The sequence below is a fragment of the Streptomyces beigongshangae genome, from assembly GCF_019710745.1.
Taxonomy (GTDB): domain Bacteria; phylum Actinomycetota; class Actinomycetes; order Streptomycetales; family Streptomycetaceae; genus Streptomyces; species Streptomyces beigongshangae.
In genome coordinates, this window is the sequence record NZ_JAHKJW010000089.1 from 1 (window position 1) to 23141 (window position 23141).

The following is a 23141-nucleotide window of genomic DNA, read 5'->3' on the forward strand; positions in this document are numbered from 1 at the left end:
GGGGGCGGCGAGGGGCGCGGCCGGCGCGGGCGGAGGCGGGGGCGTCACCGGGGCCTGGGGCGCCGGGGCGGGCGCGGCGGGCTCCTCCACCGTCACGCCGAAGTCCGTGGCGATGCCCGCCAGGCCGTTCGAGTAGCCCTGGCCGACCGCCCGGGCCTTCCACGCGCCGTTGCGCAGGTAGACCTCGATGATGACCAGGGCCGTCTCCGCGGCGAGCCGCGGCGGGGTGAAGGAGGCGAGGACCGAGCCGTCCTCCGCGTTGCGGATCGTGGCCGTCGGCTCGATGCCCTGGAAGGTCTGGCCCGCCGCGTCCGGGCTCGCCGTGACGACGATCTTCTCGATGCCCGGGGGCACGGCGGTCGTGTCGACCGTGATCGAGTCGGGGGTGCTGCCGCCGCCCGAGCGGTACGTCACGCCCGGCCCCGAGGGCTGGTTGTAGAAGATGAAGTCGTCGTCGGAGCGCACCTTGCCGTCGGCGGTGAGCAGCAGGCCCGATACGTCGAGCCGCACCGGGGCGGCGACGTCCACCGTCACGCGGGTGACGGGGAGAGGGATGTTCGAGCCGGGGGTCATAGCTGTCATGCCGGGTGAACGAGCGGACCCGCTTTGCCGTTCCCTTACCAAGCGCCGAGCCGCCGATCGGCCCATCGGCCCGTTTCCGGGCGGCCCACCGGCCCGTCGGGTCAGCGGCGGTTGCGGGGGTGGTCGCGGGCGGTCCGTTCGTTGCCGCGCTTGTAGTCGCCCGTCCAGCGGGCCATGACGAGCTGGGGGTCGCCGCCCTCCACCTCGGTGAGGAACAGGGCGGCGCGGGGGCCGCGCAGGACGGCGGCCCGGTGGGCCCCGTGGGTGATCGTCACGGTGCCGTCGGGACGCCGGGCGTAGGCGAAGCCGTGCGGTGCGGGCATGGGGGAATGGTAGGGCGGCGGGCGGGGGCCGCCCAAAGGGTTTTCGCCCCCGCCCGCCGCCGGACGGGATCCTCCGCGAGATCCCCTACGGGGTCGCGGCCGTTACGGGGTCACCACTATCTTCCGGCCCACGCCGGAGGCGAACTGCTCCAGCGCCTGGGGGTACTGGTCCAGGGGGAGGCGGTCGCTGATGAAGACGTCCGGATCCAGGACGCCCGTCGCGAAGAGGTCCGCCGCGCGTTCGAAGCTGTGCAGCACAGCCATCGAACCCGTGATGGTGATCTCCTGGTTGTAGATGCGGTACGGGTCGATGGAGACCCGGGTCGCGTAGTCCGCCACCCCGAACTGGAGGAACGTGCCGGCCTTGGCGACCCGCTCCAGCCCGTCCTGGATCGCCGCCGCGTTGCCCGTGGCGTCGATCACCAGGTCCCAGCCCTGCGGCCGGTCCAGCTCGTCGGCGCTCGTCGCGGAGCCCGAGACACCGAGCTGCTGGGCGGTCGCCAGGCGCTGCGGGTTGATGTCCACCATGTCCACGCGCGCCGCACCGGTCCGCTTCGCCAGCTCCAGCATCATCAGGCCCATGGTGCCGGAGCCGTAGATCAGCACGTTGGTGGCGAGGCGGGAGTTGAGCACGTCATAGCCGCGCACCGCGCAGGACAGCGGCTCGATCAGCGCGGCGTCCTGGGTGCGGACGTGCTCGGGGAGCTTCACGCAGTTCGCCACCGGCGCGACCGCGTACTGGGCGGCGCCGCCCGCGGTCGTCACGCCGATCGCGGCCCAGCGCTCGCACATGTTGTTGTGGCCGTTGCGGCACTGCCGGCACTCGTAGCAGTAGAGGGACGGGTCGACGGCCACCCGGTCGCCGACCGCCACCTCCGTGACCTGCAGGCCCACCCCGACGACCGTGCCCGCGAACTCGTGCCCGGGGACGATCGGCAGCTTGGGCGCGAACTCGCCCTGGAGGATGTGCAGGTCCGTGCCGCACAGCCCGCAGGCCGCGACCTCCACGACGACCTCGCGGGGTCCTGGAGTCGGGTCCGGGACCTCGGCGACGACGGCCTTGCCCACGGACTCGATGACGGCGGCTTTCACTTGACGGCTCCAAGCGACAGGCCCTGGACCAGTTTGTCCTGGGCGGCGAACCCCGCGGCGAGCACCGGCAGGGAGACGACGAGCGACGCGGCGCACACCTTCGCCAGGAACAGGCCCTGGCTGGTGATGAAGCCGGTGAGGAAGACCGGGGCGGTCTCCGCCACCACGCCCGTCAGCACACGGGCGAAGAGCAGCTCGTTCCAGCTGAAGATGAAGCAGATGAGGGAGGTGGCGGCGATGCCCGGCAGGGCGATGGGGGCCACGACGCGGGTCAGGATCGTCGGGAGTTTCGCGCCGTCGATCTGCGCCGCCTCGATGATGGCCACCGGGACCTCGGCGAGGAAGGACTGCATCATCCACACCGCGATCGGCAGGTTCATCGAGGTGTAGAGGATGACCAGGAGCCAGATGTTGTCCAGCATGCCGGTGTTCTTCGCGAACAGGTAGATCGGCAGCAGGCCCGCGACGACCGGGAGCATCTTCGTGGAGAGGAAGAAGAACAGGACGTCCGTCCACTTCTTCACCGGGCGGATGGAGAGGGCGTAGGCCGCGGGGAGGGCCAGGATCAGGACCAGGAGCGTCGACGCCAGCGACGCCACCGTGGAGTTGATCAGGGACGGCCAGGGGCTCGCGCCGCCGTCCGCGCCGAAGAACTCGCGGTAGCCGTCGAGGGTGAGGGCCGCCGCGAAGGACGGCGGGTTGGTGGCCGCGTCCTCCTCGGAGTGGAAGGACGTCAGGGTCATCCAGGCGATGGGCAGGAAGAAGACGACGGCCGCCAGCCAGGCGATCAGGCCGAGGCCCCTCCCCCTGGAGCGGCGGGGGCCCTTCTGACCGGACCCGGCGCCGGCGGGACGTACGGCTGCAGCGGTGGTACTCATGCGCGGGACACCTCCTCGCGGAACAGGGACGAGACCACGCGCAGCGCGAAGGTCGCGATGATGATCGAGCCGATGACGACCAGGACGCCGGCCGCGGAGGCGAGGCCGTTCTCGTGGGCCTGGTAGAAGCTCTGGTAGACGGTGTAGGGCAGGTTCGCGGTGCCGAGACCGCCGGACGTGATCGTGAAGACCGCGTCGAAGTTCTGCACGATGTAGATCGAGCCGAGCAGGGCGCCCAGTTCGAGGTAGCGGCGCAGATGGGGGAGGGTCAGGTAGCGGAAGATCTGCCAGCCGCTCGCGCCGTCCACCCGGGCCGCCTCGATCTGCTGGTGGTCGCGGCTCTGCAGGCCGGCCAGCAGGATCAGCATCATGAAGGGCGTCCACTGCCAGATGAGGGACATCTCCACGGCGAGCAGCGGGGTGTTGGAGATCCAGTCCGGCTCCGGGCCGCCCACGTAGTGCAGCAGGCCGTTGAGCAGGCCGTACTCGGGGTTGTAGAGCACGTGCTTCCAGAGCAGGGCCGCCGCCACGGGGACCACCAGGAAGGGGGCGATCAGGAGGGTGCGGACCAGGCCGCGGCCCGGGAACCTGCGGTCCAGCAGGAGGGCGAGACCGAGGCCCAGGATCAGGCTGACCAGGACGACGGTGACGGTGAGCAGGATGGTCGTCCAGACCGACTTGCGCAGGGCGGCGTCACCGAGGACCTCGGTGTAGTTGCCGAGGCCGGTGAAGCTGCGGGCGTCCGGGTAGAGCGAGTTCCAGTCGAAGAAGGAGATCACCAGCGTGGCCACGAACGGCAGCTGGGTCACGGCGATCATGAAGATCAGGGCGGGCAGGAGCGGGGCCCGGGTCGCCCAGGCGCGCAGCCGGCCGGAGGGGGGCTTGTGCTCCGTGCGTACGGGTGGTGCGGCCACGGGGGCTGTCGTTGTCGCGGTCATCGTCCCTCGTACTCCTCGGCGATCTCCTCGGCCAGTTCCTGGGACTTCTTCAGGGCCGACTCGACGGACTGGCGTCCGGCGATGGCCGCGCTGATCTCCTGCGAGACCTTGGTGCCGAGATCGGTGAACTCGGGGATGCCGACGAACTGGATGCCGGGCGCGGGCCGCGGCTGCACGCCGGGGTCGGTGGGGCGGGCGCTCTCGATGGCCTTCTTGGTCATCTCCTGGAAGGCGCCGGCCTCCTTGCGGTAGTCGGCGTTCGTGTACGTCGAGGCGCGCTTGCCGGCCGGGACGTTGGACCAGCCGATCTCGTCGCCCACCAGCTGCTCGTACTCCTTGCTGGACGCCCAGGAGATGAACTTCCACGCCTTGTCGGGGTTGCGCGAGGCGTCCTGGATGCCCCAGGCCCAGGTGTAGAGCCAGCCGGCGGAGTCCGTCTTCTCGACCGGCGCCGGCACATAGCCGATCTTGCCCTTGACCGGGGACTTGGCCGACTCCAGCGAACCGGCCGCGGACGTGGCGTCGTACCACATGGCGACCTTGCCCTGGGTCAGGTTGTTCAGGCACTCGGCGAAGCCGGACTGGGCCGCGCCCGACTGGCCGTGCTCACGGACGAGGTCCACGTAGAACTTGGTGGCCTTCTCGAACTCGGGGGAGTCGAGCCGTGCCTTCCAGTCCTTGTCGAACCAGGTGCCGCCGAAGGTGTTCACGACCGTGGTGAGCGGGGCCATGATCTCGCCCCAGCCGGGCAGGCCGCGCAGGCAGATGCCCTTCATGCCCGACTCGGCGCCGTCCACCTTCGCGGCGAGGTCGGCGACCTCGGTCCAGGTCGGGCGCTCGGGCATGGTGAGGCCCTTCGCCTCGAACACGTCCTTGCGGTACATCAGGAAGGACGACTCGCCGTAGAAGGGCTGCCCGTAGAGCTTGCCGTCCTCCGCGGTGAGGGACTGGCGCATGGGCTTGAGGACGTCCTGCTCGTCGTAGGCCGGGTCCTTCGCGACGTACGAGTCCATCTCGTGCAGCCAGTCGTTCTTGGCGTAGATCGGGATCTCGTAGTTGGAGAGGGTGGCGACGTCGTACTGGCCGGCCTGGTTGGCGAAGTCCTGGCTGATCTTGTCGCGGACGTCGTTCTCCGGCAGGACGGTGAAGTTCACCTTGATGCCGGTCTCCTTGGTGAAGTGGGCGGCGGTGAGCTTCTGCAACTCCATCATCTGGGGGTTGTTGACCATCAGGACGTTGATGGAGTCGCCACCGGAGCCCGCTCCGCCCGCTCCGGCCCAGCAACCGGAGAGCAGAGGGGCGAGCAGCGTCCCTGCGGCGGCCGCGGCGAGCATTCCGCGCGGCCTCCGTCGGCTCTGGGTTCGCATGATCACTCCTGGATATAGCAGTACATAGGGGATGGCATGGGGGATTACGGTGCCTTCGTGATGAGTCGGTCTGGTTTTCGAACTGTTGCGAACCCTCCGCGGCGGCCCTCGGTCAGACCCGTACGACCTGGGGGCCCTGCATGGAGTAGCGGTGGGCCTCGGAGGCGGGGAGGAGCGTGCTGGTGACGATCGCCTCCAGGGCGCTGATCTCCGCGAACCGGCAGAAGCTGACGGCTCCGAACTTGGTGTGCACCCCGGCGAAGACCGTGCGCCGCGCGGCCCGGATCGCCTGTGCCTTGACCTCGCTGACGGCGGGATCGGGGGTGGTGAGGCCGTGCTCGCGGGAGATGCCGTTGGCGCCGATGAACGCCAGGTCGATGACGAAGCCCGCGAGCATCTTCGTCGTCCAGTGGTCGACGGTGGCCAGGGTGCCGGGCCTGACCCGGCCGCCCAGCAGCAGCACCGTCTTGTTGTCGGCCTCGGCGAGCGCGCCCGCGGTGGCCAGGGACGCGGTCACCACGGTCAGCGGCCGGTCCCGGGGCAGCGACTCGGCGATGAGCTGGGGGGTGAAGCCCTCGTCGACGAAGACCGTCTCCGCGTCCCCGAGCAGCTCGGCCGCCGCGGCGGCGATCCGGCGCTTCTCGGGTACGTGGCTGGTGGCGCGGAAGGCGAGGGTCGTCTCGAAGCCCGCGCTCTCCACGGGATAGGCGCCGCCGTGCGTACGGCGGACCAGGCCGTGGTCCTCCAGGGCGCGCAGATCACGGCGCACGGTCTCCCGGGCGACGCCCAGTTCGGCCGCGAGCTCGTTCACGTCGACGGCACCGGCACGCCGCGCGGCCCTGACGATTTCGCGCTGCCGTTCTTCCGCGCTCATGCCCGACACCCGCTTCCGCTCCCTTGCGTACGGCCCGTTCGGGCCCTGTGTGGCCCTTGGGGGAAGTTCTACAGCGGGTACGCGCCACTGACCAGGTCTGTTGCGGGCCCGATGAAGCCCGTATGTGCCCGTTCACCCTGCCCGCGGCCCGTGTCGGACCTGCGGTGAAGCGTAATTCGGGCACCGCCGGTGCCCGAAAGCGGGGGCGGACGGGCCCGTTCGGTGCCCGTCCGCCCCCTGAGGTGGTCGGTGTGAGGTGGCCGGAAGTGTCGCCGGGGCCCGGTGGGACCGGGCGGGAACGTCAGTGGGGCCACACCGGCGGGTCGGTCACGAACGCGCCGCCCAGGTAGGCGTGGCCCGGGTTGTCCGGGTCCAGTTCGCCCTGTTCCGCGATGAGTTCGTCCGCGTACCGCTCCGAGTCGTCCTGCGGTTCGTAGCCGAGCGCGCGGGCGGTCGACAGGTCCCACCACAGGCGGGTGTTGGCGGACGAGCCGTAGACGACGCTGTGCCCGACGTGCTCGGCGGTCAGGGCCGCGTGGAAGAGGCGGGCGCCGTCGCCGGGGCTCATCCAGACCGACAGCATGCGCACGGTGGTCGGCTCCGGGAAGCAGGAGCCGATACGGACGGAGACGGTCTCCAGCCCGTGCTTGTCCCAGTAGAACTGCGCCAGGTCCTCGCCGAACGACTTGGAGAGGCCGTAGAAGGTGTCCGGGCGGCGCGGGGTGTCGACGGGGATGAGCGCGCCCGGCTCGTGGGGCGCCTCGCCCGCGGGGCGCGGGGTGAAGCCGACCGCGTGGTTGGAGGAGGCGAAGACGACACGGCGGACGCCCTCCTCGCGCGCGGCCTCGTACAGGTTGTACGTGCCCTCGACGTTCGCCTTCAGGATCTTCTCGAAGGTGGACTCCAGGGAGATGCCCGCGAGGTGGAGGACGGCGTCCACGCCCCGGACGGCCTCGCGCAGGGCCTCCTTGTCGCCGAGGTCCGCGGTGATCGCGTCCGGCTCGCCCCCGATCGGGCGCACGTCGAAGAGCCGCAGCTCGTAGCCGTAGGCGGGCAGCAGTCCGCGCATCAGGGTGCCGAGGCCGCCGGCGGCGCCGGTGAGCAGAACGGTGCGGGGAGCGGGCATCCTCGGGTCTCCTAGACTTGACAACTGTATTCGTGTATGACATTCACATCCATGGACACGCTAGGGAGGGTCCACCGGTCGCGTCAAGTGTCGTGCGGGGCAGCGGAGTCCGCTGTCCGTCCGCCTCGTTTCCGGCCTTTTATTGCTCCGGGAATGCGGGTTCCCCCGCTTGACCGCCCCTGAGAGGGCGCCTTAGCGTGGATCCGTTCAGGGATATGGACGCAAATCAGAAGCGTGCACGGGTGGCGTGTACGTCCATGCTCTAGGAGAGCCCGTGTCGCCAGCCCCCCTCGCCGCTCGGCTCAGTGTCCCGAGCGGACCGCTGTTCTTCCCCGTCACGGCGTACGACCGTAAGGGCGCCGTCGACCCCGGCGTCTACCGCGAGCACGTCCGGCGGGGCGTCGAGGCCGGTGCCGCCGCCGTCTTCGCCTGCTGCGGGACCGGCGAGTTCCACGCGCTCACGCCCGAGGAGTTCCAGGAGTGCGTCGCGGCGGCCGTCGAGGTGGCCGCGGGCCGCGTGCCCGTCGTCGCGGGCGCGGGCTACGGCACCGCCCTGGCGGTGCGCTACGCGCGGCTCGCCGAGGAGGCCGGTGCGGACGGACTGCTCGCCATGCCGCCCTACCTGGTGGTCGCCGGCCAGGAGGGGCTGCTGCGGCACTACACGGAACTGGCCGCCGCCACCTCGCTCGACACGGTCGTGTACCAGCGGGACAACGCCGTGTTCACCCCGGAGACCGTGGTGGCACTGGCCCGCACCGAAGGGGTCGTCGGCTTCAAGGACGGCACCGGCGACCTCGACCTCATGCAGCGCATCGTCAGCGCCGTACGGTCCGAAGGGGCGGACGACTTCCTGTACTTCAACGGACTGCCGACCGCCGAACTCACCGGGCTCGCCTACCGTGGCATCGGCATCACGCTGTACTCGTCCGCCGTCTTCTGCTTCGCGCCCGAGATCGCGCTCGCCTTCCACCGGGCCCTGCGCTCCGGCGACGACACGACCGTGAACCGGCTGCTCGACGGCTTCTACCGCCCCCTGGTCGAACTGCGCGCCCGGGGCCGCGGCTACGCCGTCTCGCTCGTCAAGGCGGGCGTACGGCTGGGAGGGCTCGACGTGGGCGAGGTGCGGCCGCCGCTCCACGAGCCCGCCGAGGAGCACGTCGAACAGCTCCGGCGGCTGATCGGGCGCGGCCTGGCACTCCTGGAGGAGGACAAGTGAGGGCATCGGCCTTCGTCTACCCGTGGGACGTCAACGGCGACCCCGGAGCGGCGGCGCGCATCGCCGGGCTCGGGGTGCGGCAGGCGACGCTCGCGTCCGCGTACCACTCCACGCGCGCGCTGACCCCCCGCCACCCCCGGCACCGCGTCGTCACCGCGTCGCACGCGGCCGTGCTCTACCCGCCGGACGCCGGGCGCTGGCGGGGGCGCAGGCTACGGCCGTACACCGCCGGGGACTGGGCGCCCGGGGACGCGTACGGGGAGGCCGCCGAGACGCTCGCCGGGGCGGGGCTCGACGTGCACACCTGGGTGGTCCTCGCGCACAACTCCCGGATGGGCGAGGAGTTCCCGGACACCGCCGTGGTCAACGCCTACGGGGACCGCTACCCGTGGGCCCCGTGCATCGCGCAGCCCGCGACGCGCACGTACCTGACCGACCTGGCCGTCGAGGCGGCGGTGCGGCCCGGGGCGGCGGGCACGGAACTGGAGTCCCTCGGCTGGTACGGGTTCCCGCACCTGCACGCCCACGACAAGACGGCGGGCGTGGCGCTCGGGGACGCCGGGACGTACCTGATGTCGGTGTGCTTCTGTCCCTCGTGCCGCGACGGGTACGCGCGACTGGGGACCGACCCCGGCGACCTGGCGGCGGCGGTCCGGCGGGCCCTGGAGCCCGTGTGGCGCGGCGGGGCCCCCGCCGGGGGCTGGGAGGCCGTGGAGAAGCTGCTCGGCGGCGGGCCCGCCGCCGTCACCCGCGCCTGGCGGGACTCCGCCGCCCGCTCCCTCCAGGAGGACGTGGTCGGCGCCGTGCGGGCGGCGGCCCCCGAGGGCTTCCAGGTCCTGCTGCACGCGGACCCCGTACCCCACCACGTGGGCGCGAACGCCGGGGTCGACCCGCGGCACGTCCTGACGGTCGCCGACGGCGTGGTCGTGCCGTGCACCGGGGACGCCGGGCTGCTGGCGCCCTTCGCCGGACACGCCGGCGACGCGAGCGTGCTCGCGGCCAACCTCACCGTGGTGGGCGGGATGGGCGGCAGCCCCGCGACGCTCTTCGAGGACGTGACGCGCGCCGCCGGACTCGGCGCCACCGAAGTACGGCTGTATCACGCGGGGCTGGCGTCCGACGCGGACCTGTCGCTCGTGGCGGAGGCGCTGGCGCGGCTGGACTGACACCGCGTCAGGGGCCCGCACGGCCGTCACCGGGCGGAAGGCGGCCTGATCCGGACCGAGCCAGAAGAAACGCCCTAGGGCACCGTGATGACGATCTTGCCCCGCGGGTGGCCCTCCTCCAGGTGGCGGACCGCCTCCGCGGTCCGGGCCAGCGGATAGGCGCGGTCCACCGGCACGGTCAGTTTCCCGCTCTCGACGAGGCCCTTGAGGGTCAGCAGGTCCTCGCGGCGGGCCACGGAGACGAGGTTGCGCAGGGTCTGGCCGGTGAACGGCGAGAGCAGGACGGCCCGCAGCCCGCGGCTCAGCCCGCCGAGCAGGGCGGTTCCGCCCTCGCCGCCGACGATCACGAGGGTGCCGCGCGGGGCCAGGGCGCGGCGGAGGACGGACAGGGGGCGCTGCCCCGCGTTGTCGACGACGACGTCGTAGCGGTGCCCGCCGTCGGTGATCTCCCCGCGGGTGTGGTCGATGACGTGCGCGGCGCCCCGGGCGCGCACGAAGGCCGCGCCGCCGGGGCCGCAGACACCGGTGACCTCGGCGCCGTACAGCGCCGCGAGCTGCACGGCGTAGCAGCCGACCCCGCCGGAGGCGCCGACGACCAGGACCTGCTGGCCCGGCCGGGGCCGGGCCGGGCCGCTCAGGGCCTGCAGGGCGGTCATGCCCGACACGGGGAGCGCGGCGGCCTGCTCGAAGGTGAGGCCGGCCGGCTTGGGGGCGAGCTTCGCGGCCTTGGCGCACGCGTACTCGGCGAACGAGCCCTCGCAGTTGCCGAAGACCTCGTCGCCCGGCCCGAAACCGGTCACCTCCGCCCCGACGGCCGCCACGCGTCCGGCGCCGTCCCAGCCCCGCACGGGGTTCCTGGGCCTGCGGACCCCGAGGACGGCGCGCGCCACCAGCGGGCGGCCCGTCATGAGGTGCCACACCTCGGGGCCCAGACCGGCCGCGCGGATCTTGACCAGCACCTCGTCGGCGCGGGGCACGGGCCGCTCGATCTCCCGCAGCTCCAAGCGGTCCGCCGGTCCGTAGGCGTCCTGGACGATCGCCTTCATGGCGTGGCTCCCCTCCGTGGTCCCCGGTGCCGGGCACCCCGGCTGCCCCGAGCATTCCGGTGGCCCGAACGCCTGGCCAGACCCCTGACCGGACGTCACTTCCGTCGGAGGTCCGAGCGCCACTTCCGTCAGAGGCCCGGGCGCCACTTCTGTCAGAGGCCCGGGCGCCACTTCTGTCAGAAGCATTGACGAAACACGGAGGGCCTCCTAGCTTCGTCGCGTCGTACTTCGTACGTCATATATGAGACGCGATACGCGAGATCAGATCCGCGAGCCCCCGGCCCCCCGGGGACTCCGCGACACCGAGAGGCGCGCATGACCTCTGTGCCCACCCCGATCCCCTCCCGCACGCAGTTCGTGCTGGAGGGCATCAAGCACCGCATCCTCACCGGGCGGCTGACCCCGGGGCAGGCCCTGGTCGAGACCGAACTCGCCGCGCAGTTCGGGGTCTCCAAGACCCCGGTGCGCGAGGCGCTCAAGACCTTGGCCGGCACCGGGCTCGTCGTGATGAACCAGTACAAGGGCGTCACGGTGCGCAGGGTGGACGCGGACATGGCACGCGAGGTGTACGACGTGCGGCTGCTCCTCGAACCGGAGGCGCTGCGGCGCTCGGTGCGGCGCGGCTCCTCCCTCGACACGGCCCGCGAGGCGCTCGACCGCGCCGACGCCGCCACGGACACCGCCGAACGGTCGCTGGCCAACCGCGCGTTCCACCGCTCGCTGTACGTCCGCTGCGGCAACCCGCTGCTCGGCCGGATGCTCGACGAGGTCCGCGACCAGGCGGCCCTGGTCTCCGCGGTCGCCTGGGCCGCCGACCCGTCCTGGGAGCGCGAGGCCACCGAGCACCGGGAGATCCTGCGGCTCGCCCTCGACGGTGACGCGGACGGCGCGGCGCGCGCCCTGCACTCGCACATCGCCTCGTTCGTGCAACGGGCCTTCCCCGGGGCCCAGGGAGAGGGTGAGCAGGAATGACCGCGACCACGACCACGTTCGAGGCCCAGCGCGTCGCCCTGGCGGACGTGGTGGCGATCCCCGTGACCCCCTTCGCGGCGGACGGCTCCATCGACCGGGACGTGCACCGCGTGCTGCTGCGCCGGGCGCTCGACGGCGGCGTGCGCACCCTCACGCCGAACGGCAACACCGGCGAGTTCTACGCCCTCGGTCCCGAGGAGCGGCGCCTCGTCACGGAGCTGACCGTCGAGGAGGCGGAGGGCCGGGCCGCCGTCCTGGCCGGGGTCGGGCACGACCTGCCGACCGCCGTCGCCTCCGCCCGCCACGCCCGCGATCTCGGCGCGCAGATGGTGATGGTCCACCAGCCCGCGCACCCGTACGTCTCCGACGGCGGCTGGGTCGACTACCACCGGGCGATCGCGGAGGCCGTCCCCGAACTGGGCGTCGTGCCCTACCTCCGCAACCCGGCGCTCGCCGGGGCGCAGCTCGCCGCGCTGGCCGACGTCTGCCCCAACGTCATCGGGGTGAAGTACGCCGTGCCGGACGCCTCCCGCTTCGCCGCGTTCGCGCGGGACGCCGGCCTCGAACGCTTCGTGTGGGTGGCCGGCCTCGCGGAGCCGTACGCCCCCTCGTACTTCTCGGCGGGCGCGACGGGCTTCACCTCGGGGCTGGTGAACGTGGCCCCCGCCGTCTCGCTCAACATGATCGAGGCACTGCGCTCCGGCGACTACGCGGGCGCCATGAAGGTCTGGGAGCAGATCCGGCGCTTCGAGGAACTGCGCGCGGCCAACGGCTCCGCCAACAACGTGACCGTCGTCAAGGAGGCCCTGGCCTCGCTCGGCCTGTGCCGCCGCGACGTCCGCCCGCCGAGCAGGCAGCTGCCCGAGTCCGAACGGGCCGAGGTCGCCGAGATCGTCGCGGGGTGGTCGATATGACCGGCCCCGTACCCCCGGCGGCGGCACCGGACGGGAGCGGGACCCCGGACGCGCCGCGGCGGTTACGCAGCCACCAGTGGTACGGCAGCGGCGTCTCGTCGGGCCTGCGCTCCTTCAGCCACCGCGCCCGCACCCGCCAGCTCGGCTACCTCCCCGAGGAGCACCTCGGCAAGCCGGTCATCGCGATCCTCAACACCTGGTCCGACATCAACCCCTGCCACGTCCACCTGCGCGACCGCGCCCAGGCGGTCAAGCGGGGCGTGTGGCAGGCCGGCGGCTTCCCGCTGGAGTTCCCGGTGTCGACGCTGAGCGAGACCTTCCAGAAGCCGACCCCGATGCTCTACCGCAACCTGCTCGCGATGGAGACCGAGGAGCTGCTGAGGTCCTACCCCGTGGACGGGGCCGTCCTGATGGGCGGCTGCGACAAGTCCACGCCCGCGCTGCTCATGGGCGCCGCGTCCGTCGGCCTGCCCGCCGTCTTCGTGCCGGCCGGGCCCATGCTGCCGGGCCACTGGCGCAACGAGGTCCTCGGCTCCGGCACCGACATGTGGAAGTACTGGGACGACAAGCGCGCCGGCCTCATCGGCGACTGCGAGATGACCGAGCTGGAGAGCGGACTCGCGCGTTCCCCCGGACACTGCATGACCATGGGGACGGCGTCCACGCTCACCGCGGCCGCCGAGGCGCTCGGGGTCACCGTGCCCGGCGCCTCCAGCATCCCCGCGGTCGACTCCGGGCACGACCGGATGGCCGCCGCCTCCGGGCTCAGGATCGTCGAACTCGTCCGCGAGGACCGCAGGCTGTCCGACATCCTCACCCAGGAGGCGTTCGAGGACGCCGTGACGACCGTCCTCGGACTCGGCGGCTCCACCAACGCCGTGATCCACCTCATCGCCATGGCCGGCCGCGCCGGGGCCCGGCTCACCCTCGACGACTTCGACCGCATCGCCCGTACGGTGCCGGTCCTGGCCAACGTGCGGCCCGGCGGCCGGACGTACCTCATGGAGGACTTCCACTTCGCCGGCGGGCTGCCCGGGTTCCTGTCGCGGATCACCGACCTGCTGCACCTGGACCGGCCGACCGTCTCCCACGACACCCTGCGCGAGCAGCTCGCCGGCGCGCGGGTGCACGACGACGAGGTGATCCGCACCCGGGAGAACCCCGTCGCCGACGAGGGGGGCGTCGCCGTCCTGCGCGGCAACCTCTGCCCCGACGGCGCGGTGATCAAGCACATCGCCGCCGAGCCGCATCTGCTCCGGCACACCGGCCCCGCGGTCGTCTTCGACGACTACCGGACCATGCAGCGCACCATCAACGACCCGGACCTGGGCATCACCGCCGACACCGTGCTGGTGCTGCGCAACTCCGGGCCCAAGGGCGGCCCCGGCATGCCCGAGTACGGCATGCTGCCGATCCCCGACCACCTGCTGAAGCAGGGCGTACGGGACATGGTGCGGATCTCCGACGCCCGGATGAGCGGGACGAGTTACGGCGCCTGCGTGCTGCACGTGGCACCCGAGTCGTACGTCGGCGGGCCGCTCGCCCTGGTCCGCACCGGCGACACCATCACCCTCGACGTCGGGGCGCGCACCCTGCGGCTCGACGTGGACGACGCCGAGCTGGAGCGGCGCAGGGCGGGGTGGACCGCGCCGCCCGAGCGCTACGGGCGCGGCTACGGCGCGCTCTACAGCGAACAGATCACCCAGGCCGACACCGGCTGCGACTTCGCCTTCCTGGCCCGGCCGGGCCAGGTGCCGGACCCGTACGCGGGCTGACCCGCGCACCGCCCCGAACAGCCCGAACCGTCCAGCACTGCCTGCACTGCCTGCACTGCCTGCACTGCCTGCACTGCCTGCACTGCCTGCACCGCACGTACTGCCTGTACTGCCTGTACTGCCTGTACTGCCCGTACCGCCCGGACGTCCAGCGCCGCCCCGGACCGTCCCGGATCGATCCGTACCGCCCCGTACCGCCCCGGCGCCGCGCACTCCGCGGTCCCGGGTCCCGCACACCGTACGTGAAAGCGCTTGCCATCAAGATCGCGCGTCCGTACCACCGGCTCGACCCGCACACCCGAGAACGGAGAACAGTCATGGCCCAAGCCGCAGCCGTGGCGCAGCAGCCCGCGCCACCGAGGCGGCGCCGCGGCTCGGCGACGCCCCGCAGGCTCCCGTATCTGCTGATCGCCCCGGCGGGACTCCTGATGCTGGGCTTCATCGCCTACCCGGTGCTCAGCGTCTTCTACTACAGCCTGCAGGACTACAACCCGACCAAGCCGTGGCGCAACGGCTTCGCGGGCTTCGACAACTTCGTGCACGCCTTCACCGAGGACCCGCAGTTCTGGGACACCCTGGTCTTCAGCGCGAAGTGGGTCGTCGTCGAGGTCGGACTCCAGCTCCTGTTCGGCCTGGCGCTCGCACTGATCGTCAACCAGACCTTCGTGGGCCGCTCGCTCGGCCGCGCCCTGGTCTTCTCGCCCTGGGCCGTCTCCGGTGTGCTCACCTCCGCGATCTGGGTGCTGCTCTACAACTCCCAGACGGGCATCAGCCGCTACCTCGCCGACCTGGGCATCGGGGAGTACGGCACGAGCTGGCTCTCCGACACCTCGACGGTCTTCCCGGCGGCGGTGGTCGCGGACCTCTGGCGCGGTGTCCCCTTCTTCGCGATCCTCATCCTCGCCGACCTCCAGTCCGTGTCGAAGGACCTGTACGAGGCCGCCGAGGTCGACGGCGCCAGCCGCTTCCGGCAGTTCCTGCACATCACCCTGCCCCACCTCAAGGACGCGATCATCCTCTCCACGCTGCTGCGCGCGGTGTGGGAGTTCAACAACGTCGACCTGCTCTACACGCTCACCGGCGGCGGACCCGCGGGGGAGACCACGACCCTGCCGCTCTACATCGCCAACACCAGCGTCGACGCGCACAACTTCGGCTACGCCTCGGCGCTGACCACCGTCGCGTTCGTGATCCTGCTGTTCTGCTCGATGGTCTATCTGCGGCTGAGCAAGTTCGGAGTGGGTGGGGACAAGTGATCACCAAGGACATCGACACCCTCGCCCCGGCCGTGCCGGCGCCGGTGGCCGACGAACCGCCGCGGCGCCCGGGGAAGCGCCGGCGCGCCTGGGACGAGGCCCCGCGCTGGCAGATCTACCTCCCGCTCGGCGTCTACCTCGTCTTCACGCTCGTCCCCTTCTACTGGATCCTGCTCTTCGCCCTGCGCGAGCCGGGGTCGACCTCGCTCGTGCCCTGGCCGATGACCCTCGAACACTTCGACAAGGTCTGGAACGACCGCAGTTTCGGCACGTACTTCGAGAACAGCGTCTACGTCGGTGTCGCCACGCTCTTCATGACGACGATCGTCGCGCTGGCCGGCGGCTACGCCCTCGCCCGCTTCGACTTCAGGATCAAGCGCGCCTTCATGCTGGCGCTGCTCTGCTCGCAGTTCGTGCCGGGCGCGCTGCTCCTGGTGCCGCTGTTCCAGATCTTCGCCGAACTCCGGATGATCAACTCGCTGGGCAGCGTCATCATCGCCGAGACGGTCTTCCAGCTGCCGCTGTCGATGATCCTGATCAGCGGCTTCATCCGGAACGTGCCGTACTCCCTGGAGGAGGCCGCCTGGGTCGACGGCTGCAACCGCTTCACCGGCTTCCGGGTCGTCGTCCTGCCGCTGCTGCGGCCCGGACTGATCGCGGTGGGCTCCTTCGCCTTCGTGCACTCCTGGAACCACTTCCTGTTCGCCCTGATGTTCCTCAGCAACCAGGAGAAGCAGACGATCCCCGTCGGCCTCAACAGCCTGATGAGCGCCGACAGCGTCGACCTGGGCGCCCTGGCCGCGGGCGGCATCATCGCGGCCGTGCCCGTCGTGATCGTCTTCGCCTTCATCCAGAAGTGGCTGATCACGGGCTTCAGCGCCGGGGCGGTGAAGGGATGAGCGGCCCCGGGGGACCCCTTCCCGTCGTCCTGGCGGGCGCACGCGGTCACGGCCGCTGGCACCTGGAGAACATCCGCCGCCTCCAGGACGAGGGCCTGGTGCGCCTCGCGGGCGTGTGCGAGCTGACCCCGCTCACCGAGGAGGAGCTGGACGGCTTCCACGGACCGGGCACGCCGGGCGGACCGGGCGCACCCGGCGCACCGGGGGCGCCGCCCGAGCAGTCCGCCGACCTCGGCGCCCTGCTGGACTCCACCGGCGCCGCGGTCGCCGTGATCTGCACGCCGATCCACACCCACACCGACCTGGCGCTGACGGCCGCCGCCAGGGGCGTGCACCTGCTCCTGGAGAAGCCCCCGGCCCCGTCGTACGCCGAGTTCCGGCGCATGGCCGACGGGGTCGCGGCGGCCGGGGTGGTCTGCCAGATCGGCTTCCAGTCGCTGGGCTCGCACGCGGTGCCCGCCGTCCGGGAACTGATCGAGCAGGGCGCGATCGGCCGGGTGGACGGCATCGGCGGCGCCGGTGCCTGGGCCCGCCCCGAGTCGTACTACCGCCGGGCGCCCTGGGCGGGCCGGCGCCGCCTGGACGGGGCCGACGTCGTCGACGGCGTCCTGACGAACCCCCTCGCCCACGCCGTGGCCACCGCCCTCGCGCTCGGCGGCGCCACCCGGGCGGAGGACGTCGCGGGCATCGAGACCGAGCTGCTGCGCGCCAACGACATCGAGTCGGACGACACCTCCTGCGTCCGCGTCACCACCACGGGCGGCCGCCGGATCACCGTCGCCGCGACCCTGTGCGCCGAGCGGCCCGACGAGCCGTACGTCCTCGTGCACGGCACCGGCGGCCGGATCACCTTCTGGTACAAGCAGGACCGCGTCCTCCTCCAGCGCGCGGGGCACGGTCCGCAGGAGTCCGTGCACGGCAGGACCGACCTGCTGGAGAACCTCGTCGAGCACCTCCGGGGACGGGCCGCGCTGCTGGTCGCGCCCGACACGACGGGGGCCTTCATGAAGGTCGTCGAAGCGGTCCGGCAGGCACCGGAACCGCTCGCGCTGCCCGCCGGCGCCTGGTACCCCGACGCCGGCGGCAACCGCCGGATCGTGCCCGGAGCCGACGGACTCGTCGCCGCCGCCGCCGACACCCTGGCCCTCTACTCCGAGCTGGGCGCCTCCTGGGCGGTCCGGAAAGAAGTGAGCACCTGATGACCAACGAGTCGCTGGTCCTGCGCGTCGCGGGGCGCCCCGTCGGCCGGTACGTCACCCGGCCCGAACTGGCCCCGAGGCTGTCACCGCGTCCGTACCTGCACCCCGTCACCACCCTGGCCGGCACCACCGTCACCGAACTCAGCCCCGCCGACCACCTCCACCACCTCGGCGTCGGTGTCGCCGTTCCCGACGTCGAGGGGCACAACTTCTGGGGCGGCCGCACCTACGTACGCGACCGGGGGCCGACCGAGCTGGACAACCACGGCGCCCAGCGGCACTCCGCGTTCCAGCTGAGTGACCCGGACGGCTTCGTGGAGGAGCTGCGCTGGATCGCCGCGGGAACCGAGCTGCTGCGGGAGCGGCGCACGGTCGCGGCCACCGAACTCACCGACTCCGCCTGGGCGCTGGACTTCACCTTCTCGCTCACCAACACGACCTCCGCCCTCCTGTCGATCGGCAGCCCGGCGACCAACGGGCGGCCCGGCGCGGCCTACGGCGGATTCTTCTGGCGGGCCCGCAAGGAGGACGACCCGCCCGCCGTGTTCACCGCGGACGGCGAGGGCGAGGCCGCGGCGCACGGCGCGCGCGCCGGCTGGGTGGCGCTCGCGGGCACCGGCTGGACCCTGGTGTTCGCCGGGGCCACGGACCGCACCCGCCGCGACCCGTGGTTCGTGCGCACCACCGAGTACCCGGGCGTCGGCTCCTCCCTCGCCCACGAGGAACGGCTGCCGGTCCGGGCCGGGGAGACCGTCGTGCGCCGCGTCGTCACCGTGGTCGCCGACGGCCGCCTCGACCGGGGCGGGGCGGCGGCCCTCGTCCGCAAGGCGGTGAGCCCGTGAACGCCCGGAACGCACCCGCCTTCACCGCCGACCTCGGCGACGGCACGTACCGCAACCCGGTCCTGGACGCCGACTGGTCCGACCCCGACCTGCTGCGCGTCGGCGACGACTACTACCTGACCGCCTCCAGCTTCGGCCGGGCCCCGGGCCTGCCGCTGCTGCACTCCCGCGACCTGGTCAACTGGACCCTCGTCGGCCACGCCCTCGACCGGCTGGAGCCCGCGGAGGAGTTCGCCGTGCCGCGGCACGACTGCGGGGTCTGGGCGCCCGCGCTGCGGTACCACGACGACCGGTTCTGGATCTTCTGGGGCGACCCCGACCACGGCGTACACCAGGTCAACGCCCCGGACATACGCGGTCCCTGGACCGCCCCGCACCTCCTCAAGGCCGGCAAGGGGCTCATCGACGCCTGCCCCCTGTGGGACGAGGAGAGCGGCGAGGCGTACCTCGTGCACGGCTGGGCCAGGTCCCGCTCCGGCATCAAGAACCGGCTCACCGGCCACCGGATGCGGCCCGACGGCACCGGCCTGCTCGACGAGGGCAAGGTGATCGTGGACGGCGACCGCATCCCCGGCTGGTTCACCCTCGAAGGGCCGAAGCTGTACCGGCACGACGGCTGGTTCTGGATCTTCGCCCCCGCGGGCGGCGTCGAGACCGGCTGGCAGGGCGCCTTCCGCTCGCGAGGCTTCTTCGGCCCGTACGAGGAGAGGGTCGTCCTGGAGCAGGGCGACACCGACGTCAACGGCCCCCACCAGGGCGGCTGGGTGACCACCCCGTCCGGCGAGCACTGGTTCGCGCACTTCCAGCACAAGGGCGCGTACGGGAGGGTGGTCCACCTCCAGCCGATGCGCTGGGGCAGGGACGGCTGGCCGGTCATCGGTGACGGGGGCACCCCCGTCACCGTGCACCGCAAGCCCGACCTGCCGCCGCAGCCGCCCTCCGCGCCCGCCACCGACGACGACTTCCCCGGCGGACGGTTCGGGCCCCAGTGGCAGTGGACCGCCAACCCCCAGGCCGGCTGGGCGACCCGGCACTCCGGCGACGGGCTGCGGCTGGTCTGCGTGCGGTCGGCGGACGCGCACGATCTGCGCAGGCTGCCGAGCGTGCTCACCCAGCGGCTGCCCGGCGCCCCCTGCACGGCCGGGACCGAGCTGCGGCTGACCGCCGGGGAACCGGGCGCGCGGGCCGGACTGGCGGTACTGGGCGACTCGTTCGCCTGGATCGGGCTCGAACGGGGGGCCGACGGGACGGTCCATCTGGTGCACCGGTTCGCCGAGCCGGTCGCCGAGCGCGAGCGCGACGCCGCCCATCCGCGGATGGCACCCGAGGGACGGGTCCGGCTGCGGATCGAGGTCGGCGCCGGGGCGCGCTGCCGCTTCTCGTACGACCTCGGCAGCGGCTGGGAGTCCTCGGGACAGGTCTTCACCGCCACCCCGTGGCGCTGGGTCGGCGCCCTGCTCGGCCTCTTCGCGGTCGCACCGGACGGCGAAGGGCCCGCGGGAGCGGCCACGTTCACCCGGTTCCGTACCACCGCGTCCGGTACCACCGCGCCCCGCACCACCGCACCACCGCTCTGACCGTCCGATCTCCCACCTCCCACCCCTCAACCCCCACCCCCCACCCCTCAACCCCCACCCCCCACTTCGCAGCGACACACCCGCGTTGGATCCGGAAGAAGAGAGCCGATCATGGAGAACAGCATGCGCAGGAGCAGCAGAGGAGCGCGCCGCTCCGTCACCGCCGTCGCCGTGAGCGCCGTACTCGCCCTGACCGCGACCGCCTGCGGCGACGACGGCAGCGGGTCGTCGGGCGACAAGGGCGCCGAGGGCAGCGGCAAGGGCAGGATCACCTTCTGGGACAACAACGGCGGTGTCCGCACCGACATCTGGAAGGAGATCATCGCCGACTTCGAGAAGGCGAACCCGGACATCGACGTCAAGTACGTCCCGATCGCCGCCACCGAGTACCAGTCCAAGGTCGACACCTCCATCCAGGCCGACGGGCTGCCGGACGTCGGCGGTGTCGGGGCGGCGATGCTCGCGGGCTTCGCCGCGCAGAACGCGCTGGAGCCGCTGGACGACCGCCTCGCGAAGTCCTCCCTGGACGGGAAGCTCAACGAGGACATGCTCAAGTCGATGAAGGCCGCCGGCGGCGGTGACGGCACGCTGTACTCGGTCCCGACCTCCGCCAACAACGGCGTCCTCTACTACCGCACCGACCTGTTCGAGGCAGCGGGCCTGGACGCGCCGACCACCTGGGACAAGTTCTACGAGGCCGCCGACAAGCTCACCGACAAGGACGAGAACGCCTTCGGGTACACCATCCGCGGCGGCGCCGGCTCCATCGCCCAGGCGCTCGACGCGATGTACGGGCAGTCCGGCATCACGTCCTTCTGGGACTCCGGCAACGAGAAGACCACGGTCGACGACCCGAAGAACGTGGCGGCGCTGGAGAAGTACACGAGTCTCTTCAAGAAGGTCACCCCGGCGGCCGACCTCAACAACGACTTCACCAAGATGGTCGCCCAGTGGGACTCCGGCACCATCGGCATGCTCAACCACAACCTGGGCTCCTACCAGGACCACGTGAAGGCGCTGGGCGCCGGGAAGTTCCGCGGCATCCCGCAGCCGAGCGGGCCCGGCGGCAAGCGGGTCCAGGTCTCCAACCCCGTCGACGGACTGGGCGTCTTCAAGAGCTCCGGGAACAAGGACGCCGCCTGGAAGTTCATCGAGTTCGCCACGGAGAAGGCGCAGAACTCCCGGTTCAACGAGTCCGCCGGGCAGGTGCCGTCGAACACCGACGCCGCGAAGGACGCGTGGGTCTCGAAGGCCGAGCCGACCAAGCTGGCCGCCGAGGCGCTGAGCGACGGCTCCACCACGATCGTCCAGCTGCCGTACTACCTGCCCGACTGGAACACCATCTCGAAGACGGACAACGAGCCGGCCTTCCAGAAGGTCCTCACCGGGTCGCTGAGCGAGAAGGAGTTCCTGGACACGCTGGCCGGTCAGCTCAACGAGGCGCAGAAGGAGTGGAACGAGCAGAAGGGGTAGCCGGGCCTGTTCGACCGGGCCGGGTCCGGGGGTGTCCGAGGCCGCGGGGAGGCTGCGGGGCCGTTGTGGTCCCCAGCCTCCGGCCGGGAGGTGCCCCCAGGTCGCGCAGTTCCCCGCGCCCCTGAAAGGGCGCGCCGTTCCCCGAGCCGGAAAAGACCGAGCCGGAAAAGACCGAGCCGGAAAAGACCGAAAGGAAATCCGCACCATGCGTACTCACACATGGCATGCCCACGCCAGAACGGCCCTCGTCGGGTGCACCGCTCTCGCGCTCGGTCTCACCGGGACCCTCACCCATGCCCATGCCCACGCCCAGCCCCACTCCCGTGACCTCGGGCGGGAGACCCTGCCCGCGGGGGACGGGTGGGGGTCCGAGGGAACCGGGACCACGGGCGGGGCCGCCGCCGGCGCCGCGCAGGTCCACACCGTCACCACCTGGGCCGGGTTCAAGGACGCGCTGAAGGCCGGCGGGGACGCGCCGAAGATCGTCAAGGTCAGGGGGATCATCGATCCGGCCGCCGAGGGATGTGCGGCCTTCGAGGCACCCGGGTACGACTTCGACGCCTACCTGGAGAAGTACTCGCCCGAGAACTGGGGCCTGGACACGGACCTGTCCGGGGAGCCCGCCGACAGCCCCGAAGGGCTGCGCGCCGCCTCCGCGGCCGGCCAGGACAGGGCCATCAAGGTGGAGATCCCCGCCAACACCACCGTCGTCGGCGTCGGCAAGGGCGCCGGGATCAGGGGCGCCAGCCTGCAGATCAAGGGCGTCGACAACGTCATCCTGCGCAACCTCACCATCGAGGCCCCGCTGGACTGCTTCCCGCAGTGGGACCCGACCGACACCGACACCGGCGCCTGGAACTCCGAGTACGACGCGGTCGTGGTGCACGGCTCCACCCATGTGTGGATCGACCACAACACCCTGACCGACGGCCGCTACCCGGACAGCACCCTGCCGGAGTACTTCGGCCGGACCTACCAGCAGCACGACGGCCTGCTCGACATCGTGCGCGGCGCCGACCACGTGACCGTGTCCTGGAACGCGGTCGAGGACCACTCCAAGACCATGCTGATCGGCAACAGCGACGGCGCCGGCGCGACCGACGCGGGCAAGCTCAAGGTCACCCTCCACCACAACCGGTTCGAGGACGTCGGCGAGCGGGCGCCCCGGGTGCGGTTCGGGCAGGTCGACGCGTACAACAACCACTACGTGGTGACCGGGGAGCAGCCGTACGGCTACACCTTCGGCATCGGCGCCTCCTCGCAGCTGTACGCCTCGGACAACGCGTTCTCGCTGCCGGCCGGCGTCAGCGCCGCCAGGATCCTCAAGAAGTGGAGCGAGGCACCGCTCACCGCCGAGAACAACTACGTCAACGGCAGGAAGACCGACCTCATCGCCGTGCACAACGCGGAGATCCCCGCGGAGACCCTCCGGTCGGGCGCCGGCTGGAAGCCCGTCCTGCGGACGAAGGTCGACCGGCCGCGTGCCGTGCCCGGCATCGTGGGCGCCCGCGCCGGCGCCGGAAAGGTCCGCTGACCATGGCCTCGCCGACGGCGGCCGGTCCGGGCAGGCGGTCCTTCGTCCGCGCGGGCGCCGGGGCCGCGCTCGCGCTGGCGGCCGGCGGCACC

Annotated in this window: 21 protein-coding genes; 12 read left to right on the forward strand and 9 right to left on the reverse strand. The window is 72.0% G+C overall.

Annotated features, from left to right (window positions below):
• From KM933_RS36175 to KM933_RS36210, 8 genes are all read right to left on the reverse strand, one after another.
• The coding region (locus KM933_RS36175; protein ID WP_221360924.1) for a TerD family protein at positions 1-582 on the reverse strand (582 nt) is incomplete at its 3' end.
• A gap of 101 nt (positions 583-683) precedes the next feature.
• Complete coding sequence (locus tag KM933_RS36180; RefSeq protein ID WP_221360926.1) at positions 684-905, reverse strand: hypothetical protein; 222 nt, start codon at positions 903-905, stop codon at positions 684-686.
• Positions 906-1007: 102 nt separating this feature from the next.
• The gene (locus tag KM933_RS36185; protein WP_221360928.1) at positions 1008-1997 is read right to left on the reverse strand and encodes a zinc-dependent alcohol dehydrogenase family protein; all 990 of its coding nucleotides are present in this window, start codon (positions 1995-1997) and stop codon (positions 1008-1010) included.
• Positions 1994-2875, reverse strand: a complete 882-nt coding sequence (locus KM933_RS36190; RefSeq protein WP_221360930.1) for a carbohydrate ABC transporter permease — start codon at positions 2873-2875, stop codon at positions 1994-1996. The genes KM933_RS36185 and KM933_RS36190 overlap by 4 nt, the downstream gene beginning before the upstream one ends.
• The gene (locus KM933_RS36195; RefSeq protein WP_221360932.1) at positions 2872-3813 is read right to left on the reverse strand and encodes a carbohydrate ABC transporter permease; all 942 of its coding nucleotides are present in this window, start codon (positions 3811-3813) and stop codon (positions 2872-2874) included. The genes KM933_RS36190 and KM933_RS36195 overlap by 4 nt, the downstream gene beginning before the upstream one ends.
• A complete protein-coding gene (locus KM933_RS36200) occupies positions 3810-5180 on the reverse strand; it encodes an ABC transporter substrate-binding protein (RefSeq protein WP_221360933.1) in 1371 nt (456 codons plus the stop codon). The genes KM933_RS36195 and KM933_RS36200 overlap by 4 nt, the downstream gene beginning before the upstream one ends.
• A 112-nt stretch (positions 5181-5292) precedes the next feature.
• Positions 5293-6054 carry a DeoR/GlpR family DNA-binding transcription regulator gene (locus KM933_RS36205; RefSeq protein WP_221360934.1) on the reverse strand — a complete coding sequence of 254 codons (762 nt, stop codon included), beginning with the start codon at positions 6052-6054 and terminating at the stop codon, positions 5293-5295.
• A 301-nt stretch (positions 6055-6355) separates the two neighbouring features.
• Entirely contained in the window at positions 6356-7180 is an 825-nt protein-coding gene (locus KM933_RS36210) for an NAD-dependent epimerase/dehydratase family protein (protein WP_221360936.1), read from the reverse strand.
• A gap of 274 nt (positions 7181-7454) precedes the next feature.
• On the opposite strand from KM933_RS36210, the gene KM933_RS36215 reads away from it, so the two are divergent.
• Together KM933_RS36215 and KM933_RS36220 are read left to right on the forward strand one after the other, a co-directional pair.
• A complete protein-coding gene (locus KM933_RS36215; RefSeq protein WP_221360938.1) occupies positions 7455-8396 on the forward strand; it encodes a 5-dehydro-4-deoxyglucarate dehydratase in 942 nt (313 codons plus the stop codon).
• On the forward strand, positions 8393-9562 hold the full coding sequence (locus KM933_RS36220; protein ID WP_221360940.1) for a hypothetical protein: 1170 nt from the start codon (positions 8393-8395) through the stop codon (positions 9560-9562). Before KM933_RS36215 ends, KM933_RS36220 begins: the two co-directional genes overlap by 4 nt.
• Positions 9563-9636: 74 nt before the next feature.
• Here the strand turns inward: KM933_RS36220 and KM933_RS36225 are convergent, their stop codons facing one another.
• On the reverse strand, positions 9637-10608 hold the full coding sequence (locus tag KM933_RS36225) for an NAD(P)-dependent alcohol dehydrogenase (protein WP_221360942.1): 972 nt from the start codon (positions 10606-10608) through the stop codon (positions 9637-9639).
• Positions 10609-10923: 315 nt separating this feature from the next.
• On the opposite strand from KM933_RS36225, the gene KM933_RS36230 reads away from it, so the two are divergent.
• The 10 genes from KM933_RS36230 to KM933_RS36275 all read left to right on the forward strand — a co-directional run bounded on the left by KM933_RS36230 (position 10924) and on the right by KM933_RS36275 (position 23049).
• Positions 10924-11580, forward strand: a complete 657-nt coding sequence (locus KM933_RS36230; RefSeq protein WP_221360944.1) for a GntR family transcriptional regulator — start codon at positions 10924-10926, stop codon at positions 11578-11580.
• Positions 11577-12494, forward strand: coding sequence for a dihydrodipicolinate synthase family protein (locus KM933_RS36235; RefSeq protein ID WP_221360946.1), 918 nt, complete (start codon positions 11577-11579; stop codon positions 12492-12494). Before KM933_RS36230 ends, KM933_RS36235 begins: the two co-directional genes overlap by 4 nt.
• Positions 12491-14269 carry an L-arabinonate dehydratase gene (gene araD, locus KM933_RS36240; protein WP_221360948.1) on the forward strand — a complete coding sequence of 593 codons (1779 nt, stop codon included), beginning with the start codon at positions 12491-12493 and terminating at the stop codon, positions 14267-14269. The genes KM933_RS36235 and araD overlap by 4 nt, the downstream gene beginning before the upstream one ends.
• Before the next feature lie 317 nt (positions 14270-14586).
• Positions 14587-15525 carry a carbohydrate ABC transporter permease gene (locus tag KM933_RS36245; protein ID WP_221360950.1) on the forward strand — a complete coding sequence of 313 codons (939 nt, stop codon included), beginning with the start codon at positions 14587-14589 and terminating at the stop codon, positions 15523-15525.
• The gene (locus KM933_RS36250) at positions 15522-16424 is read left to right on the forward strand and encodes a carbohydrate ABC transporter permease (protein WP_221360952.1); all 903 of its coding nucleotides are present in this window, start codon (positions 15522-15524) and stop codon (positions 16422-16424) included. The genes KM933_RS36245 and KM933_RS36250 overlap by 4 nt, the downstream gene beginning before the upstream one ends.
• Entirely contained in the window at positions 16421-17623 is a 1203-nt protein-coding gene (locus tag KM933_RS36255) for a Gfo/Idh/MocA family protein (protein WP_221360954.1), read from the forward strand. Before KM933_RS36250 ends, KM933_RS36255 begins: the two co-directional genes overlap by 4 nt.
• Positions 17623-18465 (forward strand): DUF6807 domain-containing protein, encoded by an 843-nt coding sequence (locus tag KM933_RS36260; RefSeq protein WP_430727419.1) that lies wholly within the window; start codon positions 17623-17625, stop codon positions 18463-18465. Before KM933_RS36255 ends, KM933_RS36260 begins: the two co-directional genes overlap by 1 nt.
• Complete coding sequence (locus KM933_RS36265; protein ID WP_221360956.1) at positions 18462-20042, forward strand: glycoside hydrolase family 43 protein; 1581 nt, start codon at positions 18462-18464, stop codon at positions 20040-20042. The genes KM933_RS36260 and KM933_RS36265 overlap by 4 nt, the downstream gene beginning before the upstream one ends.
• Positions 20043-20153: 111 nt before the next feature.
• Positions 20154-21515, forward strand: coding sequence for an ABC transporter substrate-binding protein (locus tag KM933_RS36270; protein WP_221360959.1), 1362 nt, complete (start codon positions 20154-20156; stop codon positions 21513-21515).
• A gap of 205 nt (positions 21516-21720) precedes the next feature.
• Positions 21721-23049, forward strand: a complete 1329-nt coding sequence (locus tag KM933_RS36275) for a pectate lyase family protein (RefSeq protein WP_221360960.1) — start codon at positions 21721-21723, stop codon at positions 23047-23049.
• The last annotated feature ends 92 nt before the right edge of the window (positions 23050-23141 follow it).

Coding starts and splice junctions, on each gene's coding strand:
- KM933_RS36225 (WP_221360942.1), bottom strand. CDS start 10,608: ATGAAGGCGATCGTCCAGGACGCCTACGGACCGGCGGACCGCTTGGAG.
- KM933_RS36230 (WP_221360944.1), top strand. CDS start 10,924: ATGACCTCTGTGCCCACCCCGATCCCCTCCCGCACGCAGTTCGTGCTG.
- araD (WP_221360948.1), top strand. CDS start 12,491: ATGACCGGCCCCGTACCCCCGGCGGCGGCACCGGACGGGAGCGGGACC.
- KM933_RS36195 (WP_221360932.1), bottom strand. CDS start 3,813: ATGACCGCGACAACGACAGCCCCCGTGGCCGCACCACCCGTACGCACG.
- KM933_RS36200 (WP_221360933.1), bottom strand. CDS start 5,180: ATGCGAACCCAGAGCCGACGGAGGCCGCGCGGAATGCTCGCCGCGGCC.
- KM933_RS36180 (WP_221360926.1), bottom strand. CDS start 905: ATGCCCGCACCGCACGGCTTCGCCTACGCCCGGCGTCCCGACGGCACC.
- KM933_RS36235 (WP_221360946.1), top strand. CDS start 11,577: ATGACCGCGACCACGACCACGTTCGAGGCCCAGCGCGTCGCCCTGGCG.
- KM933_RS36270 (WP_221360959.1), top strand. CDS start 20,154: ATGGAGAACAGCATGCGCAGGAGCAGCAGAGGAGCGCGCCGCTCCGTC.
- KM933_RS36205 (WP_221360934.1), bottom strand. CDS start 6,054: ATGAGCGCGGAAGAACGGCAGCGCGAAATCGTCAGGGCCGCGCGGCGT.
- KM933_RS36245 (WP_221360950.1), top strand. CDS start 14,587: ATGGCCCAAGCCGCAGCCGTGGCGCAGCAGCCCGCGCCACCGAGGCGG.
- KM933_RS36210 (WP_221360936.1), bottom strand. CDS start 7,180: ATGCCCGCTCCCCGCACCGTTCTGCTCACCGGCGCCGCCGGCGGCCTC.
- KM933_RS36275 (WP_221360960.1), top strand. CDS start 21,721: ATGCGTACTCACACATGGCATGCCCACGCCAGAACGGCCCTCGTCGGG.
- KM933_RS36190 (WP_221360930.1), bottom strand. CDS start 2,875: ATGAGTACCACCGCTGCAGCCGTACGTCCCGCCGGCGCCGGGTCCGGT.
- KM933_RS36260 (WP_430727419.1), top strand. CDS start 17,623: ATGACCAACGAGTCGCTGGTCCTGCGCGTCGCGGGGCGCCCCGTCGGC.
- KM933_RS36255 (WP_221360954.1), top strand. CDS start 16,421: ATGAGCGGCCCCGGGGGACCCCTTCCCGTCGTCCTGGCGGGCGCACGC.